The following is a 25,477-nucleotide window of genomic DNA, read 5'->3' on the forward strand; positions in this document are numbered from 1 at the left end:
GGAGCCTTTCATGAAGAATGATGCGCTCGACCGCCTGCGCGGGAAGCTCCTCGGCGAGGTGCTGGGGCCGCAGGACGCCGGATACGACGCTGCTCGCCGGGTCTACAACGCCATGATCGACAAGCGGCCCGCGGTCATCGCCAGATGCCTGGGAACCGCGGACGTCGTCCAGGCGGTCCGCTTCGCCCGCGAAGAAGGACTGCTGATCGCCGTCCGCGGCGGCGGCCACAGCGTCGCCGGCCACGCCATGTGCGACGACGGCATGGTCATCGACCTCTCCTTGATGAGGGGCGTACACGTCGACCCGGCGAACCGCACGGTCCGGGTGCAGGGCGGCGCCCTGCTGGGCGATGTGGACCGCGAGACGCAGCTGCACGGCCTGGCGATTCCGACCGGCCAGATGTCCGAGACCGGCATCGCAGGGCTCACCCTGAACGGCGGTGTGGGCATGATGCTCCACAAGCACGGGCTGACCTGTGACAATCTCCTGTCCGCCGACATGGTCACGGTGGACGGCGAACTGGTCACGGCGAGCGCCGACCGCCGTCCGGAACTCTTCTGGGCGCTGCGCGGAGGCGGCGGCAATTTCGGCGTGGTCACCTCTTTCGAATTCCGCGCACACCCCGTGGGGCCGATGATGCTCGCCGGGTTCCTGGCACATCCGGTCGAAGAAGCCCCTCAGGTACTGGAGTTCCTGCGGGACTTCAGCGCCACCAGCCCGGCGCACCTGAGTGCGGACGCCCTGTTCATCCACGCTCCGGAGGCGGATTTCGTGCCGAAGGAGTTCTGGGGAATGCCGCTGGTGACGCTCTTCGTACGCTACTTCGGGCCGATGGAACAGGCCTGGGAAGCCGTACAGCCGCTGCGCGAATTCGGCACCCCGCTGTACGACAGCGTGGGACCGATGCCGCTGGTGGCGGTGCAGTCGATGCTCGACACGTTCACACCGGCCGGCAATCTCCACTACTGGACCAGCGAGTTCGTGCCCAGCCTGGGGCCCGAGCAGATCGCCGCCGTCGCCGCCATAGGCAGCGATCTCCCCTCGTCGCTCACCACCATCAACGTCCACCCCTTCGACACTGCGGCCACCGAAGTCCCGCCCGACGCGACCGCGTTCGCCCATCGTGAGGACAGCTGGCTGATCCATGTGATCTGCCAGTGGAAGGACGAAGCCGATTCCGAGCGGTGCCGCGACTGGGTGAAGCAGACCGGCAAAATCCTCAAGAGATTCGGCAGTGGAAACACCTACCTGAACACCACGTCCGAAGACGACGAGACCGACCGCGTCCGCGCCTTCTGGAACGAACACCGGCTGGCGCGCCTCGCCGAGGTGAAGGCCGAGTACGACCCGGAGAACGTGCTGCGGTTCAACCACAACATTTCCCCGGCGGCCCGCGAGCCCGGGTCATGAACCACCCGGCGTCCGCACGGCGGTCCCGGCGGGTCCCCCACGTGGTGATCATCGGCGCCGGGGTGAGCGGTCTGGGCCTGGCCATGGCCCTCAAGCGTTCCGGCCACCACGAGTTCACGATCGTGGAAAAGGGCGACGACATCGGCGGTGTGTGGCGGGACAACACCTATCCCGGCGCGGCATGCGACATTCCCGCCCCCTTGTACTCGTACTCGTTCGCACCGCACGACTGGTCACAGCGCTACGCCGGACAGCAGGAGATCCTCGACTACCTGCGCCGCTGTACGGACCGATACCAGCTGCACGGCCATCTGCGACTGCGTACCGAAATCCGCTCCGTCCACTTCGACGAGCCCACCGAACGCTGGCGATTGCACACACAGTCGGGGGAAACACTGGAGGCGGACGTCCTGGTGCCGGCGTGTGGCCAGCTGAGCCGTCCGTCCTTCCCCTCGATACCCGGCGCCGACCGCTTCAAGGGGCAGGCCTTTCACTCCTCGCGCTGGCACCACGCCCACGACCTGAGCGACCGCAGGGTCGCGGTGGTCGGAACGGGAGCCAGCGCCATCCAGATCGTGCCCCAAGTGGCCCAGAAGGCAGCATACTTGACGGTCTTTCAGCGTTCGGCGCCCTGGATCGTGCCCCGCTGGGACCGTGCGTACCCCCGGCGCAGAGGTGTCTTCGGACGGCTCGCCCACAAGGGGGCACGCCTCGGGTGGTGGCTCTTCAACGAGCTGACCGTCCCCGGCCTGACCCGCCGCTGGCCGATCACCCGCCTGACGTCCTACGGATGCGCCGCACAGCTGGACCGACAGGTCCAGGACCCCGCCGTCCGCGCACGCCTCACACCCCGGGACGAAGTGGGGTGCAAGCGGATCGGCATCTCCAGCGACTACTACCCGGTCTTCAACGAACCCCATGTCGAGCTCGTCACCGATCCCATCACCGAGATCACGGAGGACGGGATCCGCACCGAAGACGGCACCGAACACCGCGTCGACACCCTCGTCTACGCCACCGGCTTCACCGCCACCGACTTCCTCGCCTCCCTCCCCATCACCGGACGCGGCGGCCGAGAGCTGGCCGACACCTGGCGCGACGGGGCACACGCCTACCTCGGAATGACCGTCCCCGGCTTCCCCAACATGTTTCTGCTCTACGGACCGCACACCAACGTCGGCGCCGGATCGGTCATCTACATGGTCGAGAGCCAGATCCGCTACGTCCTCGACGCCCTGCGGATCCTCGCCCGCGGAAGGCGGCGGTTCCTCGACGTACGGCCGTACGCCGAGGAGACGTTCACCGCGGAGATGCGCCGACGGGTCCGGGGCACCGTCTGGTCGACGTGCCGCAACTGGTACCGGGGAGCGAACCGGTACGTCACCACCAACTGGCCCGGCCAGACCGCCGAATACCGGCGCCGGACCAGGCGGCTGAATCTGGCCCACTACCAGCCGGACGGCCACGCGCACACCCCGGACGCCTCACCGTGACACGACCGCCCGCCCCCAAGGGGTGCGCCAGCCCCGAAAACCCCGCTGTACCAAAGGAGTTGCCGTGTCATTGCACCCGGAAGCCGCCGCCTTCCTCGACCGCCTGGCAGAACAGCGCATGCCGCCCTTTCACCAGGTGGGCGTCCCCACCGCCCGCGAGCTGATGAGCGGTCTGCGGCAGGCCCAGGGCCCCGCCGAACCGGTGCAATCGATCACCGAGACCTACGTTCCCGGCCCGGCCGGCCTGCTGCCCGTCCGCGTCTACCAGCCCGCCCGACACCCCGGGCCGCGCCCGCTGCTGGTGTTCTTCCACGGCGGAGGCTGGATCGCCGGGGACGTGGAGCTGGTCGACAGACCGCTGCGGAGCCTGGCCAACGCCACGGGCGCCGTCGTGGCGAGCGTGGAGTACCGGCGGGCCCCCGAGACCCGGTTCCCGGGCCCCGCAGAGGACGCCTACGCCGCCATCAGCGCCCTGGCCGGGCGGGCCGAGGAGCTCGGCGCCGATGACGGGACGCTGGTGGTCGCGGGGGAGAGCGCGGGAGGCAATCTGGCCGCCGCCGCATGCCTGATGGCCAGGGACCGCGGTGGCCCGCACATCGATCTGCAGATCCTCATCTGTCCCAGCCTGGCGCCCGCCGAGAACTCCCCGTTCGACTCCTACCGCCAGTACGCCTCGGACTACCTCAACACCCGTGCCACCATGCTCCACTTCTGGGACCTCTACCTTCCCTCACCGAACGAAGCGGCCCACCCGTACGCGTCCCCGCTGCTCGCCACGGACCACACACTCCTGCCGCCCGCGCTGATCCTCACCGCCGAGTGCGACCCGCTCAGAGACGAAGCCGAGGAGTACGGCCGACGGCTGCAGGCCGATGGCGTGTCCGCCGCGATCCGCCGCCTCGACGGCGCGCTGCACGTCTTCTTCCTGCTCCCGGGGCTGACCGCGGCACGTCACGCGAGAGACCACATCGCCCACACGCTGCGCGGCCACTTCGGCACACCGCGGCCCCGAGCACGCTGAGGAGCCCAAGTTGTCTGCCTACGACCACCTCTACATCGACGGCTCATGGCAGCCGTCGCACAGCACCCAAACGCTCACCGTCCTCGACCCCACGACGGAGCAGCCACTGGCGCAGATACCGGACGGCACGGCGCAGGACGCCGACGACGCCGTCCGGGCGGCGCGCACCGCCTTCCACGCCTGGTCACGCACGCCGGTCGCCGAGCGCGTCGGCCACCTGCGCGCCATCGCCGCGGAACTGGGCCGCCGTGCAGGCGACTTGGCCCGGCTGATCACCCGCGACGTCGGAACCCCACTGGCGTTCTCCCGCGCCGTACAGGTCACGCTGCCCGTCAACAGCTTTCTGCAGGCAGCACGGACAGCCATGGCGTACGACTTCGAACAGCGCCGCGGCCCGTCACTGATCGTGCGGGAGCCCTACGGTGTGGTCGCGGCGATCACGCCGTGGAACTACCCCGTGCACCAGGTGGCTGCCAAGGTCGCCTACGCGCTGGCCGCAGGCAACACCGTCGTTCTCAAGCCCAGCGAAATCGCGCCGCTCAGCGTCTGGGAACTGACCGACATCATCGACTCCGTCGGACTGCCGCCGGGAGTGTTCAACCTCGTCAGCGGAACCGGCCCCACCGTCGGGGAGGCGCTCGCCGCCCACCCGGGAGTCGACGTGGTCTCCTTCACGGGCTCCACAACGGCCGGCCGCAGGGTCGCCGCCCTCGCCGCCGACAGCGTCAAGAAGGTCACCCTGGAACTCGGCGGCAAGAGCCCCGCGGTGATGCTCACAGACGCCGACCCCACCCTGGTCGTCCCAGCGGTGATGGCGGCCGCGTTCCTCAACAACGGACAGACCTGCTCCGCCCTCACCCGCCTGATCGTGCCGCGCGCCAGGCTCCGTGAAACCGAGGAACTGGCCCGCGACGCCGCCCCGGCCTGGGCACCCGCGGACCCCGCCGGCGAACACACCCGACTGGGGCCGCTGGTCTCCGCCGCCCAGCGCGACCGGGTGCGACGCCACATCGGCGACGCCCTGGCGAGCGGAGCGAAGCTCGTCACCGGCGGTGCGGCCGCACCGCGGGAACCCGGCCGGGGGTACTTCGTCCGCCCCACCGTGCTCTCCCACGTCACCGGCGAGATGTCCCTTCACCACGACGAGGTGTTCGGCCCGGTCCTGGCCATCGAGGCCTACGACAGTGAGGACGAAGCCGTCCACATCGCCAACGACACCGCCTACGGTCTGGCCGCCGCGGTGTGGTCGGCGGACGAGGACCGGGCACTGACGGTGGCCCGGAGGCTCCAGGCCGGACAGGTCCAGATCAACGGTGCGCAGTTCGACCCCAACGCGCCGTTCGGCGGATACAAGCAGTCGGGCAACGGCCGCGAGGGCGGCCAGGAAGGCCTGGAGGAGTTCCTGGAGACCAAGGCCATCCAGGCCTGACCCCCAATCCCCGACTCCTCGAATCCCCACAAGCACCAATGGAGGGTGATCCCATGTACTACCGCACGATGTTCAAGTCCAAGATCCACCGCGCCACCGTGACCCAGGCCGACCTGCACTACGTCGGATCGCTCACCCTGGACGCCGACCTGATGGATGCCGCCGGGCTGCTGCCGGGGGAGAAGGTCGACATCGTCGACATCAACAACGGCAACCGCCTGTCCACGTACATCATCGAAGGCCCCCGCTCCACCGGGGTCGTAGGGATCAACGGCGCCGCAGCCCGGCTGATCAACCCCGGCGACATCGTCATCGTCATCTCCTACGCCCACATCTGGGACTCCGACGCGTCCGGGCTCGTCCCCAAGGTCGTTCATGTGGACGGCGGCAACAAGATCGTCGCCCTGGGATCCGACCCCGCCGAGAGCACATCCGACGGCAGCACCGAACGCGGCGACCACGTCCACGTCGACTGAACCCGGCCCAGCATCCTACGGAGTACGCATGTGTGGCATCACAGGCTGGATCTCCTTCGACACCGACCTCACAGGTCATCCGGAGACCGTGGACGCCATGACCCGGTCCATGGCCTCCCGGGGCCCGGACGCATCGGGAGTCTGGATCGGTCGGCACGCCGCCCTCGGACACCGGCGCCTGGCCGTCATCGACCTCGACGGCGGCGCCCAGCCCATGACCGTGGAGACGGCGGACGGCCCTGTCGCCCTGACCTACAGCGGCGAGGCGTACAACTTCCTCGCTCTGCGCGAGCACCTGCGCGGGCGTGGGCACCGCTTCGGCACCTCCAGTGACACCGAGGTCGTCCTCCGTGCCTACCTGGAGTGGGGCGACCGGCTCGTCGACCACCTGGTGGGGATGTACGCCTTCGCCGTCTGGGACGGCCGCCGCGACCGACTGCTGATGGTCCGCGACAGGCTGGGGGTCAAACCGCTCTACTACTACCCCACCGCGGACGGCGTCCTGTTCGGCTCCGAACCCAAGGCCATCCTCGCCCATCCCCAGGTCGAGGCCGCGGTCGACCACGACGGACTGCGGGAGATCATGCTGGGCGTCAAGACCCCCGGAGCCGCGATCTGGCGGGGGATGCGGGAGGTGCACCCGGGATCCCTGGTGACCGTCGACCGCAGCGGGGTGCGGGAAGCCCCGTACTGGCGGCTGACCGCCCGGCCGCACATGGACGATCTCGCCACCACCCACGCCCACACACGGCACCTCCTCAGCGGCTCGGTCCGCGAACAGCTCGTCGCGGACGTCCCGCGATGTCTGCTGCTGTCCGGCGGGCTCGACTCCAGCGCGATCGCCGGATTCGCCGCCGACGAACTCGACATGCACGGAGAGCGTCTGCGCACCTTCTCCGTGGACTTCCTCGGACACACCGACCAGTTCACTCCCGACGCCCACAACGTCGGCCCCGACGCACCCTATGTACGTACGGTCGCCGCGTTCCTCGGCGCCGACCACACCGATCTGGTGCTGGACGGCGCCGGCCTCTCCGAACCGGGTCTGCGCCACACCGCCGTCCGCGCCCGCGATCTGCCCGTCGGGCGCGGCGACATGGACCACTCCTTGCTCCGGCTGTTCACCGCGATCCGCGAGCACAGCACCGTCGCCCTGTCCGGAGAAGGCGCCGACGAGATGTTCGGCGGCTACTGGTGGTTCCACGATGCCGCACTCCGCGAGGCCCCCGGATTCCCCTGGCTGATCGCGGCGCTCGGCCGCATACGACAGGAACGTGCCTTCCTTCCCCAGGACTTGTCGACAGCACTGGACCTGCCCGGATACGCCACCCGGCGCTATCACGAGGCGGTCGCCGAGACCCCGTCACTCGACGGCGAAAGCGCGGCACAACGCCGCTCGCGCGAACTCCTCCATCTGCACCTGACGCGCAGCCTCGCGGGAATGCTGGAACGAAAGGACCGGCTCAGCATGGCCGTAGGACTGGAGGTGCGCGTGCCGTTCTGCGACCACCGCATCGCCGAGTACGCGTTCAACATCCCATGGGCCTTCCACGTCGCGGACGGCCGCGAGAAGAGCGTCCTCAGGGCGGCCGCGCGCCGGGTCATTCCCGACAGCGTGTTCAGACGGCTCAAGAGCCCTTATCCGATGACCCGGGACCTGGGCTATGTCCGCTCCCTCCAGGACCAGGTCCGCCAAGTTCTGGCCCATCACCCCGGCCACGACGTTTTCGCAATGTTCGACAAAGCCGCGGCGATGAAAACGGCGTCCGCAGACCCCGCGGGCCACCCGAACCCCCATGGTCACCGAGCGGCGCTGGAGAAATTCCTCGATCTGCACACCTGGCTCGACATCTACCGGCCCACGCTGATGCTGTGACAGCCCCGACCACGTCTGCGCTCCCGGCGGCGCTCGCGTGAATTTCACACACACCGAACACTCCCTGACCAGCGACAGTGCCGATGTACATGCGGCGGTGCGGACAACGTAACAGCACGACGCCCGCGGGCCACGAGAAGAATTCTCCCGCCATTGACACCGCTTCACGCCATTTCTTCCATTGTCCTGGGCCTGCACCACGAGGCCCCGTTTCCGTGAACGACCCGCTACCACGTCCATTTCGCACGCCGGCCCTTCCCGCAGGCAGGAAGCGGGTGCACGGCCGAGCGTGCCCGCACAGCACGAGGCACCGCATATGGACGCCTACCGAACCGTCCGCCACCCCCTTGCACTGCTCCGTGACGGAACCGGCCTGACGCATGGCGCATACGCCCAACTCGTCGCCGAAACCCATGCCGCACTCGGATTCGGAAACATGGCAGCCCGTCGGGAGAAAGTCGCCCGCTGGGAATCCGGCAAGGTGATCCCGGAAGCCAAGGCACAGCTCGCCATGGCCCATGTGCACGGTGTGCCGCGTTCCGAGGTGCTGCGGCTCGGCTGGCCCGACTGGCTCTACGCGGCCACCGGCCATTCCGAGCTGCTCACCGCGCCCTGGACCTGGGACACCGCGCTCCAGGCCCTGGACCGCACCGGGAAGGCGACGTCCAGGTCGGTGGACCGGGGCTACCAGGCGCTGTCCTGTGAAGAGGGCATCGCCGACCTGGCCGCGTCCTGGCTGGATGCGGTGGCTGCCACCCCCCGATGGCAGCCTGCCGAGGGCCACCAGCGCATCGACGGCTCGACCGTAGACCTTCTGGAGCAGCGCCAGCTGCAGCTGCATGCGCTCGTGGCGACTCTGGGATCCCTCGCGGTCCGGCCGCTCGCGGACGCGGAACAGCGGACGATCTCCGATCTTGTCCGCAGCGCCTCCTGTGACCGGGCCACCAGTGCTCGTCTGCTGGCACTGGCGGCAGACGCCACGAGCTTCGCCGGACTGCGCGCGTTCGAACTGGGAGACAACATGCGCGCCCAGGCCGCCTATCTCGCCAGCCTGCGAGCAGCGGCCGCCGCCGGGGACCCCCAACTCGGGGCGTATGGAATGACTCTGCTGGCCAGGCAGAAGATCGATCTGCACGATGTCGTCGGAACGCACGCCCTCATCGACGCCGCCGAGCGGCTGTGCGCACACTCGCGCCCCAGTCCCCGCCTGTCAGCCCATTTCGCGATCACACGAGCCCTCACCAGCGCACTGCAGGGCGACAGGGAGGCCGTCGAGCGTCATATCGACGCAGCCCGCACCCTCCATTCGGCCTCCCCGCACGACGACGATCCGAGCTGTGTCGACTGGGTGACGCCCGAATCGATACTCATCCAGGCCGGCAATGCCTACGTCTATCTCGGCGACCGGACCAAGGCAATGGAATACCTGCTCCCCCTCTTCGGCAGTACCCCGGCCACCCTCACCAACCCCGCGATCACACAGCGTGACATCGAGTTCGGCAATACACACATCGCCTTGGCGTATGCCGCCTCCGGGGAAATGGACATGGCGATCGAATGGGCGAGGAAAATTCCGCCCGCGCTGAACAAATCCCAGTCGTACCCGGTGAAGATCTATTTCCAGCGCGTACTGACCAAACTCAACGAGCATCGCCGAACGCCGGTCGTACGCGAGTTCCTCAAGGAGCAGAAGCTCGCCCAGAAGGTCTAGCCGGTGGGCGTTTACTCTCCGCTGCACGCGACACCGGGGGCGTCCCTGCGCCGACCCGGGTCAGCCGGACCAGGGCGACGCGTTCGGGCGGGTGGACCGCGGCCCACTCGTCCAGGCTTCGGGCCAGATACTCAAGGGCGGTCTCGTTGGCGTCGGAGGACATCGCACTCCTGCGGCCGCATGGCCTGCATGCCGACGCGTGAGTGTTCCGCGCGAGATCCTCAGCGGAACCTGAGAGGGCATCGCCCGGGCGGCACGAGCCGCGGTCGGCGCCGGTACCGGTACCGGCCTTCGGGGGAATTCCGCGGTGCCCCCGCGGTCTGACCGGCGGCGGGTGGTACGGGCAAGAGGTGCCCCCGCCGCCCGATCCGCCCGCTTCGCCGCTCGGACGTCTGAGCGGCGGCGAGTCCCGTGTGCCGGACGCGCTGCGGACCGCGGCCGCGTACGCATGGCGGATCATCGTCATCGGCGTCGTGGTGCGGGCCGTCTTCTCCGTGCTGGGGCAGTTCCACCGGATCGCCGTCGCCGTCTTCCTCGGCCTCGTCATCACCACCGTGCTCCGCCCCACGGCCGGTCTCCTCGCCCGGTACCTGCCCCGGCCGCTCGCGGTCGCCACCGCCCTCATCGGCGGCGTCGCCGTCGTCCTCGGCGCGCTGGCCCTGGTCGGCGAGATCGTCGCGGATCAGAGCACTGGGCTGCAGAAGGAGTTCGTGGCGGGCATCGACCGGATCGAGCGCCAACTGGAGGACCCGCCCTTCCGGCTTCCCCCGGACACGTTCAACGATCTCCAGTCCCGGATCGGCAAGCTCCTGTCGAGCCATCGCTCCACCCTCATCAGCGAGGCGCTCAGCGGGGCGAGCCGGCTGGTCGAGGTGCTGACCGTGATCGCCCTGGCGCTGTTCTGCGCGGTCTTCTTCACCCACTCCGGCGACCGCCAGTGGCAGTGGCTGTGCGACGAGCTCCCCGAGGGGGCGCGCGAGCGATTCACGGTGGCGGGCCGGGCCGCCTGGCGGACCTTCACGGGCTACACGCACGGCATCCTGCTGGTGGCGGCCACCAACGCGGTCCTCGTCGGCATCGCCCTGTCCGCCCTCGGAGTGCCGCTCGCCGTGCCGCTGGCGCTGCTGGAGTTCCTCGCCGCCTTCATCCCGCTGATCGGCTCACCGATCGCGCTGGCTGTCGCGGCCGTCGTCGCGCTGGCCACGAAGGGGCCGTTGATCGCCCTGGTGGTCGTGGTCCTGATCGTGGTCATCGGACAGATCGAGGGCCACCTCCTGCATCCCATCGTGATGAGCTGGGCGGTCCGGCTGCACCCGGTGGTGGTGGCGCTGGCGGTCGTCGGCGGGGCGGTCGCGGCCGGGGTGATCGGTGCGGTGGTGGCCGTACCGCTGGTGGCGGTGGCGTGGGCGTCGTACCGGGCGCTGCGGGACGGTGCATGAGGCGCCGCCGCGCTGGACACGATCTGTCAGGAATCGACCACGGGTGAGGAGAAGCGTATGGACGCAGGCAGGCGTCAGTTCCTCGGCAGGTGCGGAGTCGTGCTCACGGGCGTCGCGGCGCCGTTGGCGTTACGGCCCGACGTGGCACAGGCGACCGCTGATCCCGGCACTCACCACGAGCGGTACATGTGGTCGGCCATCGAGCAGGCCCGGTTGAACCCCAAGTGGCCGTTCGGAGCGGTGATCGTGCACTCCCGGACCGGCGAGATCCTGGCGCGCGGGGTCAACACCGGGTCGGACAGCCCCTTGCTGCACGGCGAGGTGGTCGCCATGAACGACTATGTGCGGCGCCACGGCAACCAGGGCTGGGCCGACACCACCCTTTACACGACCGGTGAACCTTGCTCGATGTGCATGAGCGCGATGGCATGGGCCGATCTGCGGCGCGTCGTGTGGGCGAGCTCGATCGACGAGATCCGTCGCACCGACATCGGCCAGATCGACCTGTCCGCACGGCAGGTGGCCGCCTCCGCACGGTCCTTCTACACCCCGGAACTGCTCCTGGGTGGCGTCCTCGCGCACCACACCAACCACCTCTTCAGGGAGGCTCAGCGGCTCCGGCAGGAGGACCCCTCGGCCGAGGCCTCCTGACCACTCGCCGCCGACTGGCCGTGCTCTGCCAGCTGTTCCGCCGGGATCACGTCCGTTCGTTCCCCGCGACTCGCCTGCCGGGACCCGTACTTGAGCCCCCTGTATGGCCGGGAGGGTACCGAGACGCGCTGTCCCGGCCTCGGCAACCTCTCCCGGCGCACGGCTTGTTGACGCTTCGTCTCATTGGTGGTTCAGTGGCTCAGTCACTGATCCACTGGCTGGCTGGGGGCCGGGATGGAAGCACTGCCGCGTGAGACCGTCGTCGACGTCCTGGAGAAACGGCTGCGCGAGGACATTCTCGCCGGACGTCATCCGGCGGGGAGCTATCTGCCGCCCGAGCGTGAACTCGCCGACGGGTTCGGGGTCAACCGCACCACGCTCAAGCATGCCTTCGGCCGGCTGGTGCACGTGGGACTTCTGGAGACACGGCACGGTGTGGGGACCCGCGTACGGGACTTCCTGCGTCTGGGCGGGGCCGATCTGCTGCCGATGCTGGTGCGGCACAGCCCCGACTGGATCGGCGAGATCTTCGAAGTGCGCGGCAGCATCGGCGCGTTGATCGCGGAACGCGCCGCCGCCCGTGCCACGCCCGCCCAGATCGCCGAGCTGAGCCTGCTGATGACGGCCGTGGCGGACGCGGACGGCGGTGACGAAGTGCAGCTGGCTGACGCCGAGGTGCACCGGGCGCTCGCCCGGGCCACCGGCAACCGGGTGTACGTCCTGCTGACCAACACCCTGTTCAACGCGTATCTGCCGGTGCGTGCCGCGCTGGTCGCCCCCTTCCTGGACGCGCGCGCCGCCCACGACCGGCTGGCCCCGGTCGTCGAGGCCGTGACCGCCCACGACCCCGAGGCGGCGCGTGTCGCCGCGAGCGCCTATCTGTCGGCGACGGAACGCATCATGCTCGAAGGCCTGGCGCGCTCCCGTGAACGCCGGGACGGTGCCCTGTGAGCCCGCGTGGAACGGTGTTCCGGGAGACGATGCTGGGCCGTGTGCGCCTGGGCGACGAGGAGCGCGAACGCCCTGTGCGACTGGACCTCGCGGTCCGGGCCGACGTCGTGATGCTGCCCCACCGCACGACGCCCGCGCGCGTGACGGGACGCGTGCGCATCGCCGGGCGCGCGGACGACGCCGAAGCGGTGGGCGAGTTGGAGATCTCACCGCTGGCCCGCCGCAGGATCCGGTACCGGATCAGCTTCGTCATGGAGGGCAGGCGAGTGGAGCTGGACGGCTGGAAGTCCCTCTCGGCCGCGCGCCCCCTCGCCTCGATGACGGTGCTGCCGTACACCCTTCACGAGGACGGCGAACGCGTCGGCGAGGGCACGCTGCGCTTCCCGCTCGCCACCGGTCTGCTGCCGTTCCTCGCGAGCTTCCGCTTCCCGCGCGCCGTCGATCCGGCCGCCGATCGGGATCTGGCCCCCCGCTGGGACGGCAACCAGGGCCGGACGGAGGTCTGGTACACGACCCTGACCGATCCGTTGACCGGCAGCGGAGTCTGGCTGCACCACGAACTCGTGGCCCCCACCGACGGCTCCGGCGCCTACGCCCACGGCTGGGCCGCCGTCTTCCCCGAGGACGGCCCCGTCGAGCACGCACGCTTCGGCCCCGTACCGTGGACGGAGCGCGGAGCGGGCTTCGCCGCCGAGGGCATCCGCGCCCGGCCCGGTCAACTCGCCGGCTCCGCAGGGCCGTTCACCTGGTCGCTCACCGAGACGCCCCGGAGCGGGCCGGTGCACACCTTCCCCCGCTGGTCCTGGCGCCGCCCCTGGCTGCCGGCCAGCCATATGCTGCCCGCCGCCCGCTGTCACTACAGCGGAACCGTCCGGTACGGGGACAACGAACTGCGGCTCGACGGGGCGATCGGGGCGAGCGCCCGCATCTACGGCCACGGCAACGCCCGGCGCTGGGCCTGGCTCCACGCCGACCTCGGCGGCGGGGACGTACTGGAGATCGTCGCCGCAGTCTCCATGCGGCGCGGACTCGACAAGCTGCCGCCCCTGGTGTTCCTGCGGCTGCTGCGCGACGGACAGACCTGGCCCCGGCGTGCGGAACGAACCGCCGTGGGCTGGGCGGGATTCGGCCGGTTCCGCGCACGGCTCGGCCTGCCCGAGTGGCGGGTGACCGGCCGCGCGGGCCTGCGCCGCATCAAGGTGACGGTGAACCAGCCGCCGCGCCGGACGCTGACGCTCGACTACACCGACCCCGACGGTTCTCCCGCCGTCTGCCACAACAGCGAGACCGCGGACGCGCTGGTCAGCCTGGAGCGCTGGTGGGGCACCTGGCGCGAGGAGGCCACCTGGCGGCTCTCCGGCACCGCCCACGCGGAGGTCGGCGACCGATGACCCCCTCAACCCACCCTGGTCCTACGGCACTTACCGCCCTCACGGCCGCGCTGCTCGCGGACGACGGCACGGCCGAGTGGACCCGGGCCGTGCCACGGCGCGTCGAGACACTGCTGGACGCCATGCCCGCCCCGGCACGCACCGCGCTACGCGGCGCCACCACGGCGATCAACGCCTACGCCGTGGCCCGTACGGGGCGCCGGCTGCCGGCACTCGGCTTCGCGGAACGCGAGCACGTCATGGCGTCCCTCGCCTCCCACCGGGCCCTGCTGCCCCTCCTGGACGCCGTCAAGGTACCGGTGCTGCTGGCCGCGGGCACCGAACGGACGCTGCGACAGGTCCCGGCGTCCCCGCCGCCCGCCCCCGACGATCCGCCGCTCGACTGCACGCCCTCCCGTGACTGGCCGACGCGTTCCACCGCCGACGCCGTGGTCGTCGGATCGGGCGCGGGTGGCGCGATGGCCGCCCGGACACTGGCCCGCGCCGGGCTGCGGGTCGTCATCGTCGAGGAGGGCGAGCACCACAGCACCGCGTCGTTCGCGCGCCGCGCGCCGCTCGACCGCTTCACCGACCTCTACCGGGACGGCGGCGCCACCATCGCCCTCGGCAACCCTCCGCTGGTCCTGCCCGTCGGCCGCGCGGTCGGCGGCACCACCGTCGTCAACTCCGGTACCTGCTACCGCACACCGGACCATGTCGTCACCCGCTGGCTGAACCGGTACGGATTCGAGGTCGCCGAGGGCTTCGACGCCCACCTGGACGAGGTGGAACACACCCTTCGGGTGGCACGGCAGCCACTGGACGTCCTCGGCGCCAACGGCCTGCTCGCCCTGGCCGGCGCGAAGGAACTCGGCTGGGCCGCGGCACCCCTGCGCCGCAACGCCCCCGGCTGCCGGGGCTCCTGCCAGTGCGTCGTCGGCTGTCCCACCGGCGCCAAACAGAGCGTCCAGCTCTCCGTGCTCCCCGAGGCCTGCGCGGCCGGCGCCGCGATCCTGACGGGCGCCCGCGTCCTGCGCATCCTCACCGACCGCGACCGGCCCGGCGGCCCAAGCGCCGCCGGAGTGGTCGTAGGCCGCCCCGACGGCACCGAACTGGAGATCCTCAGCCCTCTGGTCGTGGTCGCCGCCGGCGCCCTCCAGACCCCCCAACTGCTGCGCCGCTCCGGCCTCGGCCGACACCCCCGGACCGGCCGGAACCTCAGCGTGCACCCCGCCATCAGCGTCGCGGGCCGCTTCAGCCGACCGGTCACCGGCTGGAAGGGGGTACTGCAGAGCGTCGGCGTGGAAGAACTGCACGCCGACGGCATCCTGATCGAGGCCACCGCGGCGCCCCCGGGCATGACTTCGTTCGTGCTGCCGGGCGTCGGCCACGAACTGCGCCGCGAGATCGAGGGGACGGATCACCTGGCGACACTCGGCGCCATGGTCGCCGACCGGCCCTCGGGACGCGTCCTCGGCCGCGAGCGCACCCTGCTGCGCTACGACCTCGCACCGCGCGACGCCCGCCGCCTGCTGCGCGCCCAACGAGCCATGGGCCGCCTGCTGTTCGCCGCCGGCGCCGAAGAGGTACTGACCGGCGTCCCGCACGCCCCACGCGCTCGCGGCGCCGACCAACTGGACGCCCTCCTCGACACGGTGACGGCACGGCACCTGCACACGTCCGCGTTCCACCCCACGGGCACGGCCGCCGCAGGGGCGGACCCCGAGCAGTCACCGGCCGACTCGGAGGGACGCCTGCGGGGTGTACGAGGTGTGCTGATCGCCGACGGATCCGTGCTGCCCGGCTGCCCGGAGGTCAATCCCCAGCTCAGCATCATGGCGGCCGCCCTGGGCATCGCCCAGCGCTTCGTGACGAGTCTGTGAGGGACTTCGCGGAGGCGAAGACGTCCGCCGACACCATGCGGTCCGCGAGCCCCGTGATCACTGGAAAGGGCGGAGCCCGGGCCCGCGGTCCGCTCCGCTGCGGAAGTCTTCATCGAGCCGCTCCTTCCCGACTCCAGGGTGTGCGACGAACGGGCCGACGACGTGGTTCGACTCGGCCGGAATTCGGTCAACCTGCCCCGTGAAGCCCGATACTGGTGCCTTGTCGCGACGTGGTGATCAGGGCAGGGGGAATGGTTCGGTGAACTCTGGTGCGGAGAAGGGCGATCGAGGCATGGACGGCGGCAGGGGCGGGCGGCACGCGGTCGTCGTGGGCGGGAGCCTCGCGGGGATGCTCGCGGCGCACGTGCTCGCCGGACACGCCGATCGGGTGACCGTGGTCGAGCGTGACCGGTTCCCGGAGGGGACGGCGTCCCGGCCCGGTGTGCCGCAGGGCCGGCATCCGCATGTGCTGCTGGAGGGCGGTCAGGCGGCCCTGGAGTCGCTGCTGCCGGGCTTCGTGGCGGAGCTGCGGGCGGCGGGGGCACCTCGGGTGGGAATGCCGTCGGACCTGGTCCTGCGGCAGAGCGACCGCTGGTTCCGCAGGTTCCCTGCGACGACCCACATCTACACCGGCTCCCGCGCCCAGCTGGAGGAACTGGTGCGGCGGAGGGTCCTCGCCAACCCCGTGATCAACGTGCTGGAGGGCACCGATGCCGTCGGGCTCATCGGCGACGCCTCGCGGGTGCGGGGGGTGCTGCTGCGGGACCGCTCCGGCGACGGCCGCGGGGAGCAGCGGGCCGTCGAGGCCGACCTGGTCGTCGACGCCTCCGGCAGCGGCACCAAGGCACCGCAGTGGCTCACCGGGATCGGGGCCGAGGCCCCGCACGAGGAGACCATCGACACAGGGCTCGCCTACGCCTCCCGCGTCTACCGTGGCAAGAGCGGCGTCCTCGACGGCGCGACCGCCGGCTACTACGTCTACCCGAGCCCCGACCAGGTCCACGCCGGCGGCGCGCTGCCGCTGGAGGACGGCAGCCATCTGGTCATCGTCTCGGGGCTGCGCGGCGACGAACCGCCCACCGGAGAGGCCGAGTTCGTGGCGTACACCAGGAGGCTGCCGCATCCGCCGCTGCACAGCTGGCTGGATGAAGCCGAACCGCTCTCGCCGCCGTTCGGCAACCGACGCACCGCCAATGTCCGCCGCCGCTACGACCTGCCCGGCCGCCGCCCGGCCGGATTCCTCGCCGTCGGCGACGCCCAGTGCACCTTCAACCCCATCTACGGACAGGGCATGGCCGTCGCCGCGATGAACGCCGTGGCCCTGCGCGACGCGCTGGCCGATCCGCGCCGTACCGCCACGACACGGCGCGTACAGCGGGCCCTCTTCGAGGCGTCCCGGCAGGCATGGGACATCTCCGCCGGCGCGGACCGTAAGATGCCGGGCGCCATCGGCAACGCGGTGGACGGCCGGCCCGCGGACCGCGTCGCCGACTGGTACCTGCGGCGCGTCCAGGACTGCTACTACGGCGACCCCGTCGTGGGCCGCGCCTTCCGTGCCGTACTGACCCTCTCCGCTCCCGTCAGCGTCCTGTTCGCCCCACCGGTGGCCCGGGCCGTGCTGTTCCGCCCGCCGGCGTCGACCCCCACCGAGCCACCGGCGACACAGGAGGAAACGCAGGTCTGATCCGGGCAGACGGCTTCAGGGCCTGGGGTCGATCCACAACGCCTCGGCGAGGGCGCACAGTTCGCCCTCCGCCGTGGCGAGTGCCACGCCCATGTGGTGCTTGCGGCCGGATTCCGACAGCATCCACGCGTACGAGACATACGGCTCACCGGTCGCGACCGGCCGCAGGATTCTGCCCGTCAGGGCCGCGGTGACCGCCCCCGCGCGCTGGGTGCCGAGGAAGCGGCCCGCCCAGTGCCCCGGGCAGTCCAGGGCGCCCCAGACCAGTTCGCGCGGGAGCAGGCCGTCCGGGTCGGCGAAGACACGGGACGGGACCCAGGCGGAGGCCACGAGGCCGAGTTCCGGCACCGGGCCGCAGTACACACGCAGACCGCGGTCGGCCTCGCGCAGGCCGCAGCCGAAGCAGTCGACCACCCCCGGGGGCGGCGCCGCCCGGAACTCGTCGGCCGCGGCGGCCGCCCGGTCCCAGGACGGCGCGGGCGGCGCGTCGATCAGCAACTCGGCGGGGCGCGCCGCGGCAAGGGGCCGCTCGGACTCGCCCAACTCCATGCCCCCGTCCGCCGTTCCGGCGATCCGCACGGGCACCTCGACCGGCACCGGCCCACGGAAGTCCACCCGCACCGTCGGCGCCCCGGACCTCTCCGCCAACACCCCGGCGACATAGCCGCCGAAGGCCACCTGGGGATAGCCGGAGTACAGCTCGGGCACCACGATCGCATCGCTCGTCGTCATGATCCCCACTTCACCACAGCCCAGGGACACGCGCGGCCTCGCAGCTCAGGAGTCCGTCACCAGGATTCCTTCACCAGGATTCCCGCACCAGGAGTCGATAGCCGACATCGATGGCGTCGAGGGCCAGCAGGTCGGCGTGCCGGTCGTGCCAGCGGCCGGTCGCGAGGTCGTCGGCCAGTGCCGCCAGGCCGGGAGCGAGCACGTCGTCCCCGGTCTGCGCCAGCATGGAGATGCCGGAGCGCACCTGCGGATCGAGGTAGGCATGGGGACGGCGCCAGTACGCGGCGCCGAACCCGTCCGTGCAGTCGTGCGGGATGGGGACGGTCTCCTGACGGGCCCCGCCGAGCAGAGCGGCCAGGCGGTCGGTCGGGACGTCACGCCTGTCGTCGAAGGCGGCGGCCTCGGGCAGGTACTCCCGCACGAGCCAGAACCGCTCGCGGAAGATCCGCTGATCCCAGGTCAGGATGACGACCCGGCGGCGCGCGACCCGGAGGAGCTCTTCGACCCCGGCCGCGAGGTCGCTCCAGTGATGGACGGTCAGCAGCGCCATCACGGCGTCCGCGGCGTTGTCGGGCAGCGGAAGACGTTCGGCGACCGCGCGCACGGCGGGCGCGGACCCGGGCGGGCGCTGGGCGACCATGACCTGGCTGGGCTCGACCGCGAGAACGGTCCGCGCCGGCTCGTAGGAGCCGGTGCCCGCGCCTACGTTGATCACGTCGGCGGCGTCTCCGAGCGCGGCGTGGATCCGGGCGGTGATCCGCGCATCGGGCTGCCGTGTCCTGCCGTACGTCGTGCCGATGGTGTCGTAGATGGCCATGCCACCCAGTATGAGAAGGGGGCCACGTCGGGGCCAGGTGCCGCCGACCGCCAACTGGCGTGCACCGTCTACCTTTTGTGCATGACGATCACCGACGGGACGCTCACTCGGCTCCGCACCGCCGCGACCGCGGGCGACGCCCGGTCCGCCTTCGACCTGGCCCGGTTGCTGAGCCTGGTGCCGTATGACCCGGATGACCCGGATTCGCAGTACGAAGGCGGTCAGAGCTGGCCGGAGGAGGACTGGCTGCGTGCGATTCTGGACACGCGCCCTTCGGACGTACCCGCGATGACCCTGCTCGTCGGGCGCCTGGCCCAGCGGATCGACTACTGGCTGAACGTCGAGGAGAACAACCCGGACGCGGCCGAGGACGAGACCACACTGGAAGCGTGGCAGGGCGAGGTGGAAGAGCTCATGTCCCGCATACGGACGGCCGACACGGCCCACACCGTCCCCGCTCAGAGCCTGGCAGAGCTGGCCGAACTGCTCGATGAGGAGGCGGAGCCCGACGACACGGACGGCGACGAGGACGAGCTCGCGTACGACTGCTACGTCATGGACGACACCGCCTGGAGCGGATCGGTCGCCCATTGCGCGACGATCGTCACGACCTGCCCGGACGAGCTGCGGTGGGCCTGTGACCGCTGGTTCTCGATGGTGGATGGATGTGGCATGAGCGGCTCCGCCACTCTCACCACATACGTACGGGGCGAGGAGGCGAGTGTGATCGACCTTGCCGAGCACTTCGACGACACCGCCAAGACCCTCGACTGGGACGCCTTCACCCTTCCGCCCCTGACCGGAGAGAGACTGCCGGCGGGCCTCCCGGTGCCGGGCCAGGGCCTGTTCTACGGCTTCGCCGCCACGGTGAAGTAGGCGAGTTTCATGTGAGTCAAGGGCCATGTTCGTCCAGGCCCGGAGATCGAAGTACGTGGCCTGTCGAAACGCCATGGCGAGATCCTGGCCGTGGACGATCTCTGACGTTCGTGCTGGCAGGCGTCCTGGGCGGCACGGCTCCGGCGCAGGCGACACCTGTACACGCCGCCGCCGGTGGCACCGCACCCGCCTGTATCGAGCGCAGCTATGTCAACAACGCCGACGGCGGCATGCAGGCCTGGCCGTACAACAACTGCGGCACGACGATGCGCATCAGGATCATCGTCCATCACTGGCGTGACACCTCCTGCCAGACCGTCAAGGACAAGCACAGTGGGTACTTCCACACCCTTGGTGGCGAGTACGACAGGACCGCTGTCTGCTGACGTACGGAAGCGCGGGTCCACGGACGCAACGAGGCGGGTCGGGCGAGGAAATGTGCCCGACCCGCGCTTGCCGTCAATACATCCGGATCGGTGGGGTGTCCACTGTTCACAGGCGGTCTGGCGCGCCAGCGCCTCAACCGCCCGCGCGGGCCAACAGGCCGCACGCGCGTTCGAGCACCGGCCGGTCGATCATCTGCCCGTCGACCGTCGTGACCGAGTCACCGGCGTCGAGAACGCCGCGCGCCCAGCACATGTCGAGGCCGAGGGCCTGGTGGGGGCCCAGTACAAGAAGTAGAGCCACTGTCATGGGATACGGCAGCACCGACATCGACCGCCTCAGGGCCGACAGCGTCATCCGAACCACAAGGAGTTCCCGCATGAGCACCCTCGACATCCTCGCCGAGGACGAGCGGTTCGTCGTCCGTACGGTGCGCGACTTCGTCGACAAGGAGGTGAAGCCGGTCGTCCAGGAACTGGAACACGCGAACACCTACCCCGAAGCCCTGATCGAGCGGATGAAGAGGCTCGGCATCTTCGGCCTCGCAGTCCCCGAGGAGTACGGCGGCACCCCGGTCTCCACCCCTTGCTACGTCCTGATCACCGAGGAGCTGGCCCGCGGCTGGATGAGTCTGGCCGGTGCGATGGGCGGCCACACGGTCGTCGCCAAGCTGCTGCTGCGGTTCGGCACAGAGGAGCAGAAGCGCCACTACCTGCCACGCCTGGCCACCGGCGAGGTCCGCGCGACGATGGCCCTCACCGAGCCCGGCGGCGGCTCCGACCTCCAGGCCATGCGCACGATCGCCCGCAAGGACACCGACGGCTACCTGGTCAACGGCGCCAAGACCTGGATCACCAACTCCCGCCGCTCCGGCCTGATCGCCCTGCTGTGCAAGACCGATCCCGACGCCACGCCCGCTCACCAGGGCATCTCGATCCTCCTAGTCGAGCACGGGCCGGGCCTGATCGTCTCCCGTGATCTGCCCAAGCTCGGCTACAAGGGTGTGGAGAGCTGCGAGTTGTCCTTCGAGGACTACCGGGCTCCCGTGGATGCCCTGCTTGGCGGCGCGGAGGGCAAGGGCTTCGCCCAGATGATGAAGGGCCTGGAGACCGGCCGTCTCCAAGTCGCTGCCCGTGCCCTTGGCGTCGGCCGGGCGGCCTTCGAGGACGCGCTCGCCTACGCCCAGGAGCGCGAATCGTTCGGCAAGCCGATCTGGAAGCACCAGTCGATCGGCAACTACCTGGCGGATATGGCGACTTCACTCACGGCGGCCCGCCAGCTCACCCTGTACGCCGCCCGGGAGGCGGACGCGGGCCGCCGCGTGGACATGGAGGCCGGCATGGCGAAACTCTTCGCCTCCGAGACGGCCATGCAGATCGCCCTCAACGCCGTCCGCATTCACGGCGGTTACGGCTACTCCACCGAGTTCGACGTCGAGCGCTACTTCCGCGACGCCCCGCTGATGATCGTCGGCGAGGGCACCAACGAGATCCAGCGCAACGTCATCGCGAGCCAGCTGGTCAAGCGCGGAGGTCTGGACACATGAGGAACGTCGTCACGCCCTCGGGTGAAGGATCAAGGCCCTGTGGTGCCGAGCGGCTTGGTGAAGTTCGCTGTGATCGTCGGGTCCCCGTCCGTTGGCAGGTGGGTGCCTGGTCCACGCGGCGCCGTGATAGGTATCAGTCATGCGTGTCCTCCTTCCGTTGCCCGACCGGGACTTCGACGTCACGGAGGTCGCCGTCCCCTGGCGGCTGCTGCGCGACGCCGGCCACGACGTGGTGTTCGCCACCGAACACGGCGGGCTGCCTCCGCGGGCCGATCCACTGCTGCTCAGCGGTGTGCTCTTCGGGCAGCTCGGCGCGGAGCCGGAGCCGAAGGAGTTCTACCGCGAGCTCACCGGCGACGCCGCCTTCCGTGACCCGCTGGCCTGGGAGGCCGTCGAGCCGGAGGCATACGACGGGCTGCTGCTGCCCGGTGGGCACGCGCCGGGCATGCGGCAGTACCTCGGCTCGCCCGTCCTGCGGACGAAGGTCGCCCGCTTCTGGGCCACGGGCCGGCCGGTCGGCGCCATCTGCCACGGCGTCCTCCTACTGGCCCGCACCATCGACCCGGATTCCGGCCGCAGCGTCATCGCCGACCGGCGCACCACCTGCCTGCCGAAGTACATGGAGCGCAGCGCCTATTACCTCACCGCGTGGCGGCGCGGCCGCTACTACCGGACGTATCCGGCGTACGTCCAGGACGAGGTGGCCGCCGCGCTCGACGACCCCGCGCAGTTCGAACGCGGACCGATCGAGCTGCGGAGGCGCGGTACGGCGAGCGACGACACCCCCGCCTTCGTCGTCCAGGACGGCCGGTATCTGTCCGCCCGATGGCCCGGTGACGCCTATCTCTTCGCCCGGCGCTTCACCGCCCTGCTGGAATAACCCACTTGCCTGGCAGGGCACCTGGCAGGGCGGCTTTGGTGACGTTGGCTGCGGATCCTTGGACGCCGGTGCCCCCGGCGAAGGTCCCGCCCCTGACTTGGAGGCTCACGGAACTGGCTGCTGTTGGTGGCCTCTACCTGGCCTGCGGCGGCGCGTGGCCGGTTTTCCTCCCGCCTTGTTCCCATGGCCCGCTGGAGTCGCTGACTCTGACGGGACGGCACACCTGGGCTGCGTGAGGAGAACCGGATGAGCGGTGCGCGGAACGCGGGCATGGGAGCATCGGCCGCCGATGACGCGAGGGCGTCGGGGGTCCGGGCCTCGCAGGGGATGATGCCGTTCGACCACATCTACGATCAGCCGGATCCGCGGGCCTATTTCCGGGCGTTGGGCCCACTGGACTACCAGACGCCCCATCACGGACAGAACATCTTCCGGCGGGCGCTTACGGCCTGCGGGCAGACAGTCCGCACGGCAGAACCGGCAACAGTGCTGGACATCTGCTGCTCGTACGGCATCAACGCCGCCCTCATCAACCATGAGGTGACACTGGACGACCTCTACGCCCACTACACCTCGCCGCAGGCCACCGAGCTCACCACAGCCGAACTGATCGAGTGGGACCGCAGCTACTATGCGGCTCGTCGACGCCATGACGTGGCACGGGTGATCGGACTCGACCCGGCCGCGAACGCCGTCTCCTACGCACGCGCAGTCGGTCTGCTGGACGAAGGCTTCGCCGAAAATCTCGAAACCGAGCTTCCTTCCCCGCATTTGCTCCGCGCCACGCAGCACACCCGGCTGATCACGATCACCGGAGGGACGACGTTCCTGTCTCCCCGGACTTTCCAGCGACTCCTGGCCGGCGGCGTCCGCGCCCCGGTGTGGGTTGCGGCCCTCGTGCTGCGCACGACCCCGTACACGTCCATCGCCGCATGCCTGGCTTCACACGGGCTGGCCACCGAGAAGGCCGGCGCGATCACCTTCCCGCAGCGGCGCTTCACAGACGCAGATGAACAGCAATACGCGATCCAAGCGGTGACCGCAGGCGGCGAGGATCCGCACGGGAAGGAGACCGACGGCTACTTCCACACCATGCTGCATCTGTCGCGCCCCGCTGAAGACGTGAGGGCGTTTCCGCTGACCGATCTGATGCCGAGTCCGTGACGTCAGGAGGTCGCCGTCGCCGAGTGCGGCGACCGGTTCCTCGGCAACCCGTTCTTGCAGACACGCGCAATTCCGCGCGCGAACGGGCTCCTTCCTGTCAGGCTCGGACACGTGACGTACGTAGTGACCGTGGACACCTGCATCCCGGAGGGCACTCCGGAGATGGACCCGCTTCAGCGTGCCGGCGCCGTGGCACTCATCGAGGACGGATTCGACTGCGTCCGGGCCATCGAGGGGCCCGACGGCGTGAAGGTCGAGCTTCGCGACACCATCGTGGCGGTCCACCCTGGTGGAGCCCATCTGAAGGTCATCGTCGACGCTCCGGGCCTGCTGTTCGCCGAGGAATCGGTGCGGGCGCTCGTGGACGAACTGCTGGAACGCTCCGAGCTGTTGGCCGACTGGACGATCGAGCGGTGCGAGGTCGAACTGCACCAGGACCAGGCGAAGGCGAGTCTCGACGCAGCCGAAGGGCCGGATGCCCCACCCGATGATCCGGCTGCACGGAAGGCACGCCATACCGAGAACCCGATGCCCGAAGCAAGCGATGAGGGATACGACGACGCCGAGGCGAAGGCGGCGGCCGTACGCACGCAGATGCTGGGGCTCGCCGACGAATTGCGCTCCTTCCGTCCGGTCACTTTCGGCGTGTCCGACGACGAGGACGGCGAGCGGGAAGACGGCGACGACAAGTCCGCCGTACCGGCGGAAAGCGCCAGACTCGCCGCCGGCGCCTTGGTCTACGCGACCGACATCCTGGTGGCCGAGCTGTTCGAAGACGTGCAGGTCCTGACGCAGGAGGACGCCGCCGTCGCGGAGTGCGAAGGTCCCTTGTGGCACTTGGAACGCCTTCCCGACCGATACGCGCTTGAGTACGACGCCAGCTTCGCCCGCCGCTTCCTGGTGACGGTGGTCGCCATGACCACCCGCTTCACCGACGGGAGCTTCCAGCGGCTCAGCTGCGTGGCCGAGGAACTCGCCCTGAGGTTCCTCCTGAGCCGGACGACCATGACCCTGGAGCTGTACGACCTTCTCGATGACGACGTGTCAGCCGCTCTGGAGACCTTCGCCGGCAACGTGTACCAGGACCGGGACCACGAGTGGCTCTACGACCACTCGATGGACGGGAACGGCGACTCTCCCGCGGGTGTCACGCTCGGAGTCGCGCCCATGGAGTTCAAGACGTGGTTCACCCCCTTCAAGGAGGGCAGATACGTGCACCCGTCTGCGGCGAACGAACCCGAAGCCGCAGCGTAGTCGGGCGCCGGACAGGTCCTAGAGCAGGCTGAGTGCCTGCATCGCATCGTGTTCGATGCGCGAGAGGTCGTGCAGGATGGAGCCGGCCTGTACGAGGTGGTTGGCGTCGCCGGATTCGCCTGCTGTCGCGATGAGTGCGGCCACTTGCGTCCAGAGGGCGGCGGCCTCGGTGTACAGGGTGTGGCCGGTGCGCAGGTGGCTGCTGTCGATCAGCTGGGCGCACTCGGCGAGGAAGTCCCGGTAGAGATTGCGGAACAGGGCGCCGCCCGTGCCCGCCCGCTCCATGAGGACGGCGGTCCGTGGCAGGTCTTCCCGCGGATCGGGGGGGGGGGGGGGCGCCGGCGGCGCGGTTAGATGGGCGCGGCCTGGCGGCCCCCCGCGCGCCCCGCGGGGGGGCGCGGGGGCGGAGGGCGGGGGCGCGGGGCGCTG

The 25,477-nt window shown here is 70.2% G+C and carries 22 protein-coding genes and 1 pseudogene; 19 read left to right on the forward strand and 4 right to left on the reverse strand.

All coding sequences use genetic code 11. From position 1 onward, the window contains the following. Nucleotides 1-10 precede the first annotated feature (10 nt). From ACFWYS_RS42865 to ACFWYS_RS42925, 13 genes are all read left to right on the forward strand, one after another. Complete coding sequence (locus ACFWYS_RS42865) at nt 11-1,411, forward strand: FAD-binding oxidoreductase (protein ID WP_384781784.1); 1,401 nt, start codon at nt 11-13, stop codon at nt 1,409-1,411. Further along, the gene (locus tag ACFWYS_RS42870) at nt 1,408-2,904 is read left to right on the forward strand and encodes a flavin-containing monooxygenase (RefSeq protein WP_384781786.1); all 1,497 of its coding nucleotides are present in this window, start codon (nt 1,408-1,410) and stop codon (nt 2,902-2,904) included. Before ACFWYS_RS42865 ends, ACFWYS_RS42870 begins: the two co-directional genes overlap by 4 nt. A gap of 64 nt (nt 2,905-2,968) precedes the next feature. After that, nucleotides 2,969-3,925, forward strand: coding sequence for an alpha/beta hydrolase (locus tag ACFWYS_RS42875; protein WP_384781788.1), 957 nt, complete (start codon nt 2,969-2,971; stop codon nt 3,923-3,925). Between the two features lie 10 nt (nt 3,926-3,935). Beyond that, entirely contained in the window at nt 3,936-5,354 is a 1,419-nt protein-coding gene (locus ACFWYS_RS42880) for an aldehyde dehydrogenase family protein (RefSeq protein ID WP_384781790.1), read from the forward strand. Between the two features lie 53 nt (nt 5,355-5,407). Next, entirely contained in the window at nt 5,408-5,830 is a 423-nt protein-coding gene (gene panD / locus ACFWYS_RS42885) for an aspartate 1-decarboxylase (protein ID WP_384781792.1), read from the forward strand. A gap of 28 nt (nt 5,831-5,858) precedes the next feature. Then, the gene (gene asnB / locus ACFWYS_RS42890; protein WP_384781794.1) at nt 5,859-7,706 is read left to right on the forward strand and encodes an asparagine synthase (glutamine-hydrolyzing); all 1,848 of its coding nucleotides are present in this window, start codon (nt 5,859-5,861) and stop codon (nt 7,704-7,706) included. A gap of 316 nt (nt 7,707-8,022) precedes the next feature. Next, nucleotides 8,023-9,417: a hypothetical protein gene (locus ACFWYS_RS42895; RefSeq protein ID WP_384781796.1), complete on the forward strand. Its 1,395-nt coding sequence runs from the start codon at nt 8,023-8,025 to the stop codon at nt 9,415-9,417. Nucleotides 9,418-9,767: 350 nt separating this feature from the next. Continuing rightward, nucleotides 9,768-10,856, forward strand: coding sequence for an AI-2E family transporter (locus ACFWYS_RS42900; protein ID WP_384781798.1), 1,089 nt, complete (start codon nt 9,768-9,770; stop codon nt 10,854-10,856). 57 nt (nt 10,857-10,913) lie between these two features. Continuing rightward, on the forward strand, nt 10,914-11,507 hold the full coding sequence (locus tag ACFWYS_RS42905; RefSeq protein ID WP_384781800.1) for a nucleoside deaminase: 594 nt from the start codon (nt 10,914-10,916) through the stop codon (nt 11,505-11,507). A gap of 234 nt (nt 11,508-11,741) precedes the next feature. After that, nucleotides 11,742-12,458, forward strand: coding sequence for a FadR/GntR family transcriptional regulator (locus tag ACFWYS_RS42910; RefSeq protein ID WP_384781802.1), 717 nt, complete (start codon nt 11,742-11,744; stop codon nt 12,456-12,458). Beyond that, nucleotides 12,455-13,849: a hypothetical protein gene (locus ACFWYS_RS42915; RefSeq protein ID WP_384781804.1), complete on the forward strand. Its 1,395-nt coding sequence runs from the start codon at nt 12,455-12,457 to the stop codon at nt 13,847-13,849. Before ACFWYS_RS42910 ends, ACFWYS_RS42915 begins: the two co-directional genes overlap by 4 nt. Then, entirely contained in the window at nt 13,846-15,711 is a 1,866-nt protein-coding gene (locus tag ACFWYS_RS42920) for a GMC family oxidoreductase N-terminal domain-containing protein (RefSeq protein WP_384781806.1), read from the forward strand. Before ACFWYS_RS42915 ends, ACFWYS_RS42920 begins: the two co-directional genes overlap by 4 nt. Nucleotides 15,712-16,003: 292 nt before the next feature. Then, a complete protein-coding gene (locus tag ACFWYS_RS42925; RefSeq protein ID WP_384781830.1) occupies nt 16,004-17,395 on the forward strand; it encodes an FAD-dependent oxidoreductase in 1,392 nt (463 codons plus the stop codon). 15 nt (nt 17,396-17,410) lie between these two features. Here the strand turns inward: ACFWYS_RS42925 and ACFWYS_RS42930 are convergent, their stop codons facing one another. Both ACFWYS_RS42930 and ACFWYS_RS42935 read right to left on the reverse strand, forming a co-directional pair. Next, nucleotides 17,411-18,127 (reverse strand): hypothetical protein, encoded by a 717-nt coding sequence (locus tag ACFWYS_RS42930; RefSeq protein ID WP_384781808.1) that lies wholly within the window; start codon nt 18,125-18,127, stop codon nt 17,411-17,413. Nucleotides 18,128-18,197: 70 nt separating this feature from the next. Then, on the reverse strand, nt 18,198-18,944 hold the full coding sequence (locus tag ACFWYS_RS42935) for a class I SAM-dependent methyltransferase (RefSeq protein ID WP_384781810.1): 747 nt from the start codon (nt 18,942-18,944) through the stop codon (nt 18,198-18,200). An 81-nt stretch (nt 18,945-19,025) separates the two neighbouring features. Here ACFWYS_RS42935 and ACFWYS_RS42940 point away from each other — a divergent pair, with 81 nt between their 5' ends. Both ACFWYS_RS42940 and ACFWYS_RS42945 read left to right on the forward strand, forming a co-directional pair. Further along, nucleotides 19,026-19,820: a hypothetical protein gene (locus tag ACFWYS_RS42940; RefSeq protein ID WP_384781812.1), complete on the forward strand. Its 795-nt coding sequence runs from the start codon at nt 19,026-19,028 to the stop codon at nt 19,818-19,820. Nucleotides 19,821-19,930: 110 nt separating this feature from the next. Next, entirely contained in the window at nt 19,931-20,206 is a 276-nt protein-coding gene (locus ACFWYS_RS42945) for a hypothetical protein (RefSeq protein ID WP_384781814.1), read from the forward strand. A gap of 133 nt (nt 20,207-20,339) precedes the next feature. Here ACFWYS_RS42945 and ACFWYS_RS42950 read toward each other — a convergent pair whose 3' ends face one another. Beyond that, nucleotides 20,340-20,507 (reverse strand): hypothetical protein, encoded by a 168-nt coding sequence (locus ACFWYS_RS42950; RefSeq protein WP_384781816.1) that lies wholly within the window; start codon nt 20,505-20,507, stop codon nt 20,340-20,342. Between the two features lie 76 nt (nt 20,508-20,583). Between ACFWYS_RS42950 and ACFWYS_RS42955 the strand changes: the two genes are divergently transcribed. From ACFWYS_RS42955 to ACFWYS_RS42970, 4 genes are all read left to right on the forward strand, one after another. After that, a complete protein-coding gene (locus tag ACFWYS_RS42955) occupies nt 20,584-21,750 on the forward strand; it encodes an acyl-CoA dehydrogenase family protein (RefSeq protein WP_384781818.1) in 1,167 nt (388 codons plus the stop codon). A 139-nt stretch (nt 21,751-21,889) separates the two neighbouring features. Beyond that, complete coding sequence (locus ACFWYS_RS42960) at nt 21,890-22,630, forward strand: type 1 glutamine amidotransferase domain-containing protein (protein WP_384781820.1); 741 nt, start codon at nt 21,890-21,892, stop codon at nt 22,628-22,630. Nucleotides 22,631-22,876: 246 nt separating this feature from the next. Then, nucleotides 22,877-23,794 carry a hypothetical protein gene (locus ACFWYS_RS42965; RefSeq protein WP_384781822.1) on the forward strand — a complete coding sequence of 306 codons (918 nt, stop codon included), beginning with the start codon at nt 22,877-22,879 and terminating at the stop codon, nt 23,792-23,794. Nucleotides 23,795-23,905: 111 nt separating this feature from the next. Then, entirely contained in the window at nt 23,906-25,048 is a 1,143-nt protein-coding gene (locus ACFWYS_RS42970; protein ID WP_384781824.1) for a hypothetical protein, read from the forward strand. 18 nt (nt 25,049-25,066) lie between these two features. Here the strand turns inward: ACFWYS_RS42970 and ACFWYS_RS42975 are convergent. Continuing rightward, a pseudogene (locus ACFWYS_RS42975) lies at nt 25,067-25,372 on the reverse strand (DUF4872 domain-containing protein); the annotation flags it as partial. Nucleotides 25,373-25,477 lie beyond the last annotated feature (105 nt).

Source organism: Streptomyces sp. NPDC059010 (assembly GCF_042740355.1).
GTDB lineage: Bacteria > Actinomycetota > Actinomycetes > Streptomycetales > Streptomycetaceae > Streptomyces.

Bases quoted from the DNA above. Each gene is read 5' to 3' on its own strand.
- ACFWYS_RS42930 (WP_384781808.1), bottom strand. From the start codon at position 18,127: ATGACGACGAGCGATGCGATCGTGGTGCCCGAGCTGTACTCCGGCTAT.
- ACFWYS_RS42925 (WP_384781830.1), top strand. From the start codon at position 16,004: ATGGACGGCGGCAGGGGCGGGCGGCACGCGGTCGTCGTGGGCGGGAGC.
- ACFWYS_RS42940 (WP_384781812.1), top strand. From the start codon at position 19,026: ATGACGATCACCGACGGGACGCTCACTCGGCTCCGCACCGCCGCGACC.
- ACFWYS_RS42895 (WP_384781796.1), top strand. From the start codon at position 8,023: ATGGACGCCTACCGAACCGTCCGCCACCCCCTTGCACTGCTCCGTGAC.
- ACFWYS_RS42905 (WP_384781800.1), top strand. From the start codon at position 10,914: ATGGACGCAGGCAGGCGTCAGTTCCTCGGCAGGTGCGGAGTCGTGCTC.
- ACFWYS_RS42910 (WP_384781802.1), top strand. From the start codon at position 11,742: ATGGAAGCACTGCCGCGTGAGACCGTCGTCGACGTCCTGGAGAAACGG.
- ACFWYS_RS42870 (WP_384781786.1), top strand. From the start codon at position 1,408: ATGAACCACCCGGCGTCCGCACGGCGGTCCCGGCGGGTCCCCCACGTG.
- ACFWYS_RS42920 (WP_384781806.1), top strand. From the start codon at position 13,846: ATGACCCCCTCAACCCACCCTGGTCCTACGGCACTTACCGCCCTCACG.
- ACFWYS_RS42955 (WP_384781818.1), top strand. From the start codon at position 20,584: ATGAGCACCCTCGACATCCTCGCCGAGGACGAGCGGTTCGTCGTCCGT.
- ACFWYS_RS42965 (WP_384781822.1), top strand. From the start codon at position 22,877: ATGAGCGGTGCGCGGAACGCGGGCATGGGAGCATCGGCCGCCGATGAC.
- ACFWYS_RS42865 (WP_384781784.1), top strand. From the start codon at position 11: ATGAAGAATGATGCGCTCGACCGCCTGCGCGGGAAGCTCCTCGGCGAG.
- ACFWYS_RS42960 (WP_384781820.1), top strand. From the start codon at position 21,890: ATGCGTGTCCTCCTTCCGTTGCCCGACCGGGACTTCGACGTCACGGAG.
- ACFWYS_RS42935 (WP_384781810.1), bottom strand. From the start codon at position 18,944: ATGGCCATCTACGACACCATCGGCACGACGTACGGCAGGACACGGCAG.
- panD (WP_384781792.1), top strand. From the start codon at position 5,408: ATGTACTACCGCACGATGTTCAAGTCCAAGATCCACCGCGCCACCGTG.
- asnB (WP_384781794.1), top strand. From the start codon at position 5,859: ATGTGTGGCATCACAGGCTGGATCTCCTTCGACACCGACCTCACAGGT.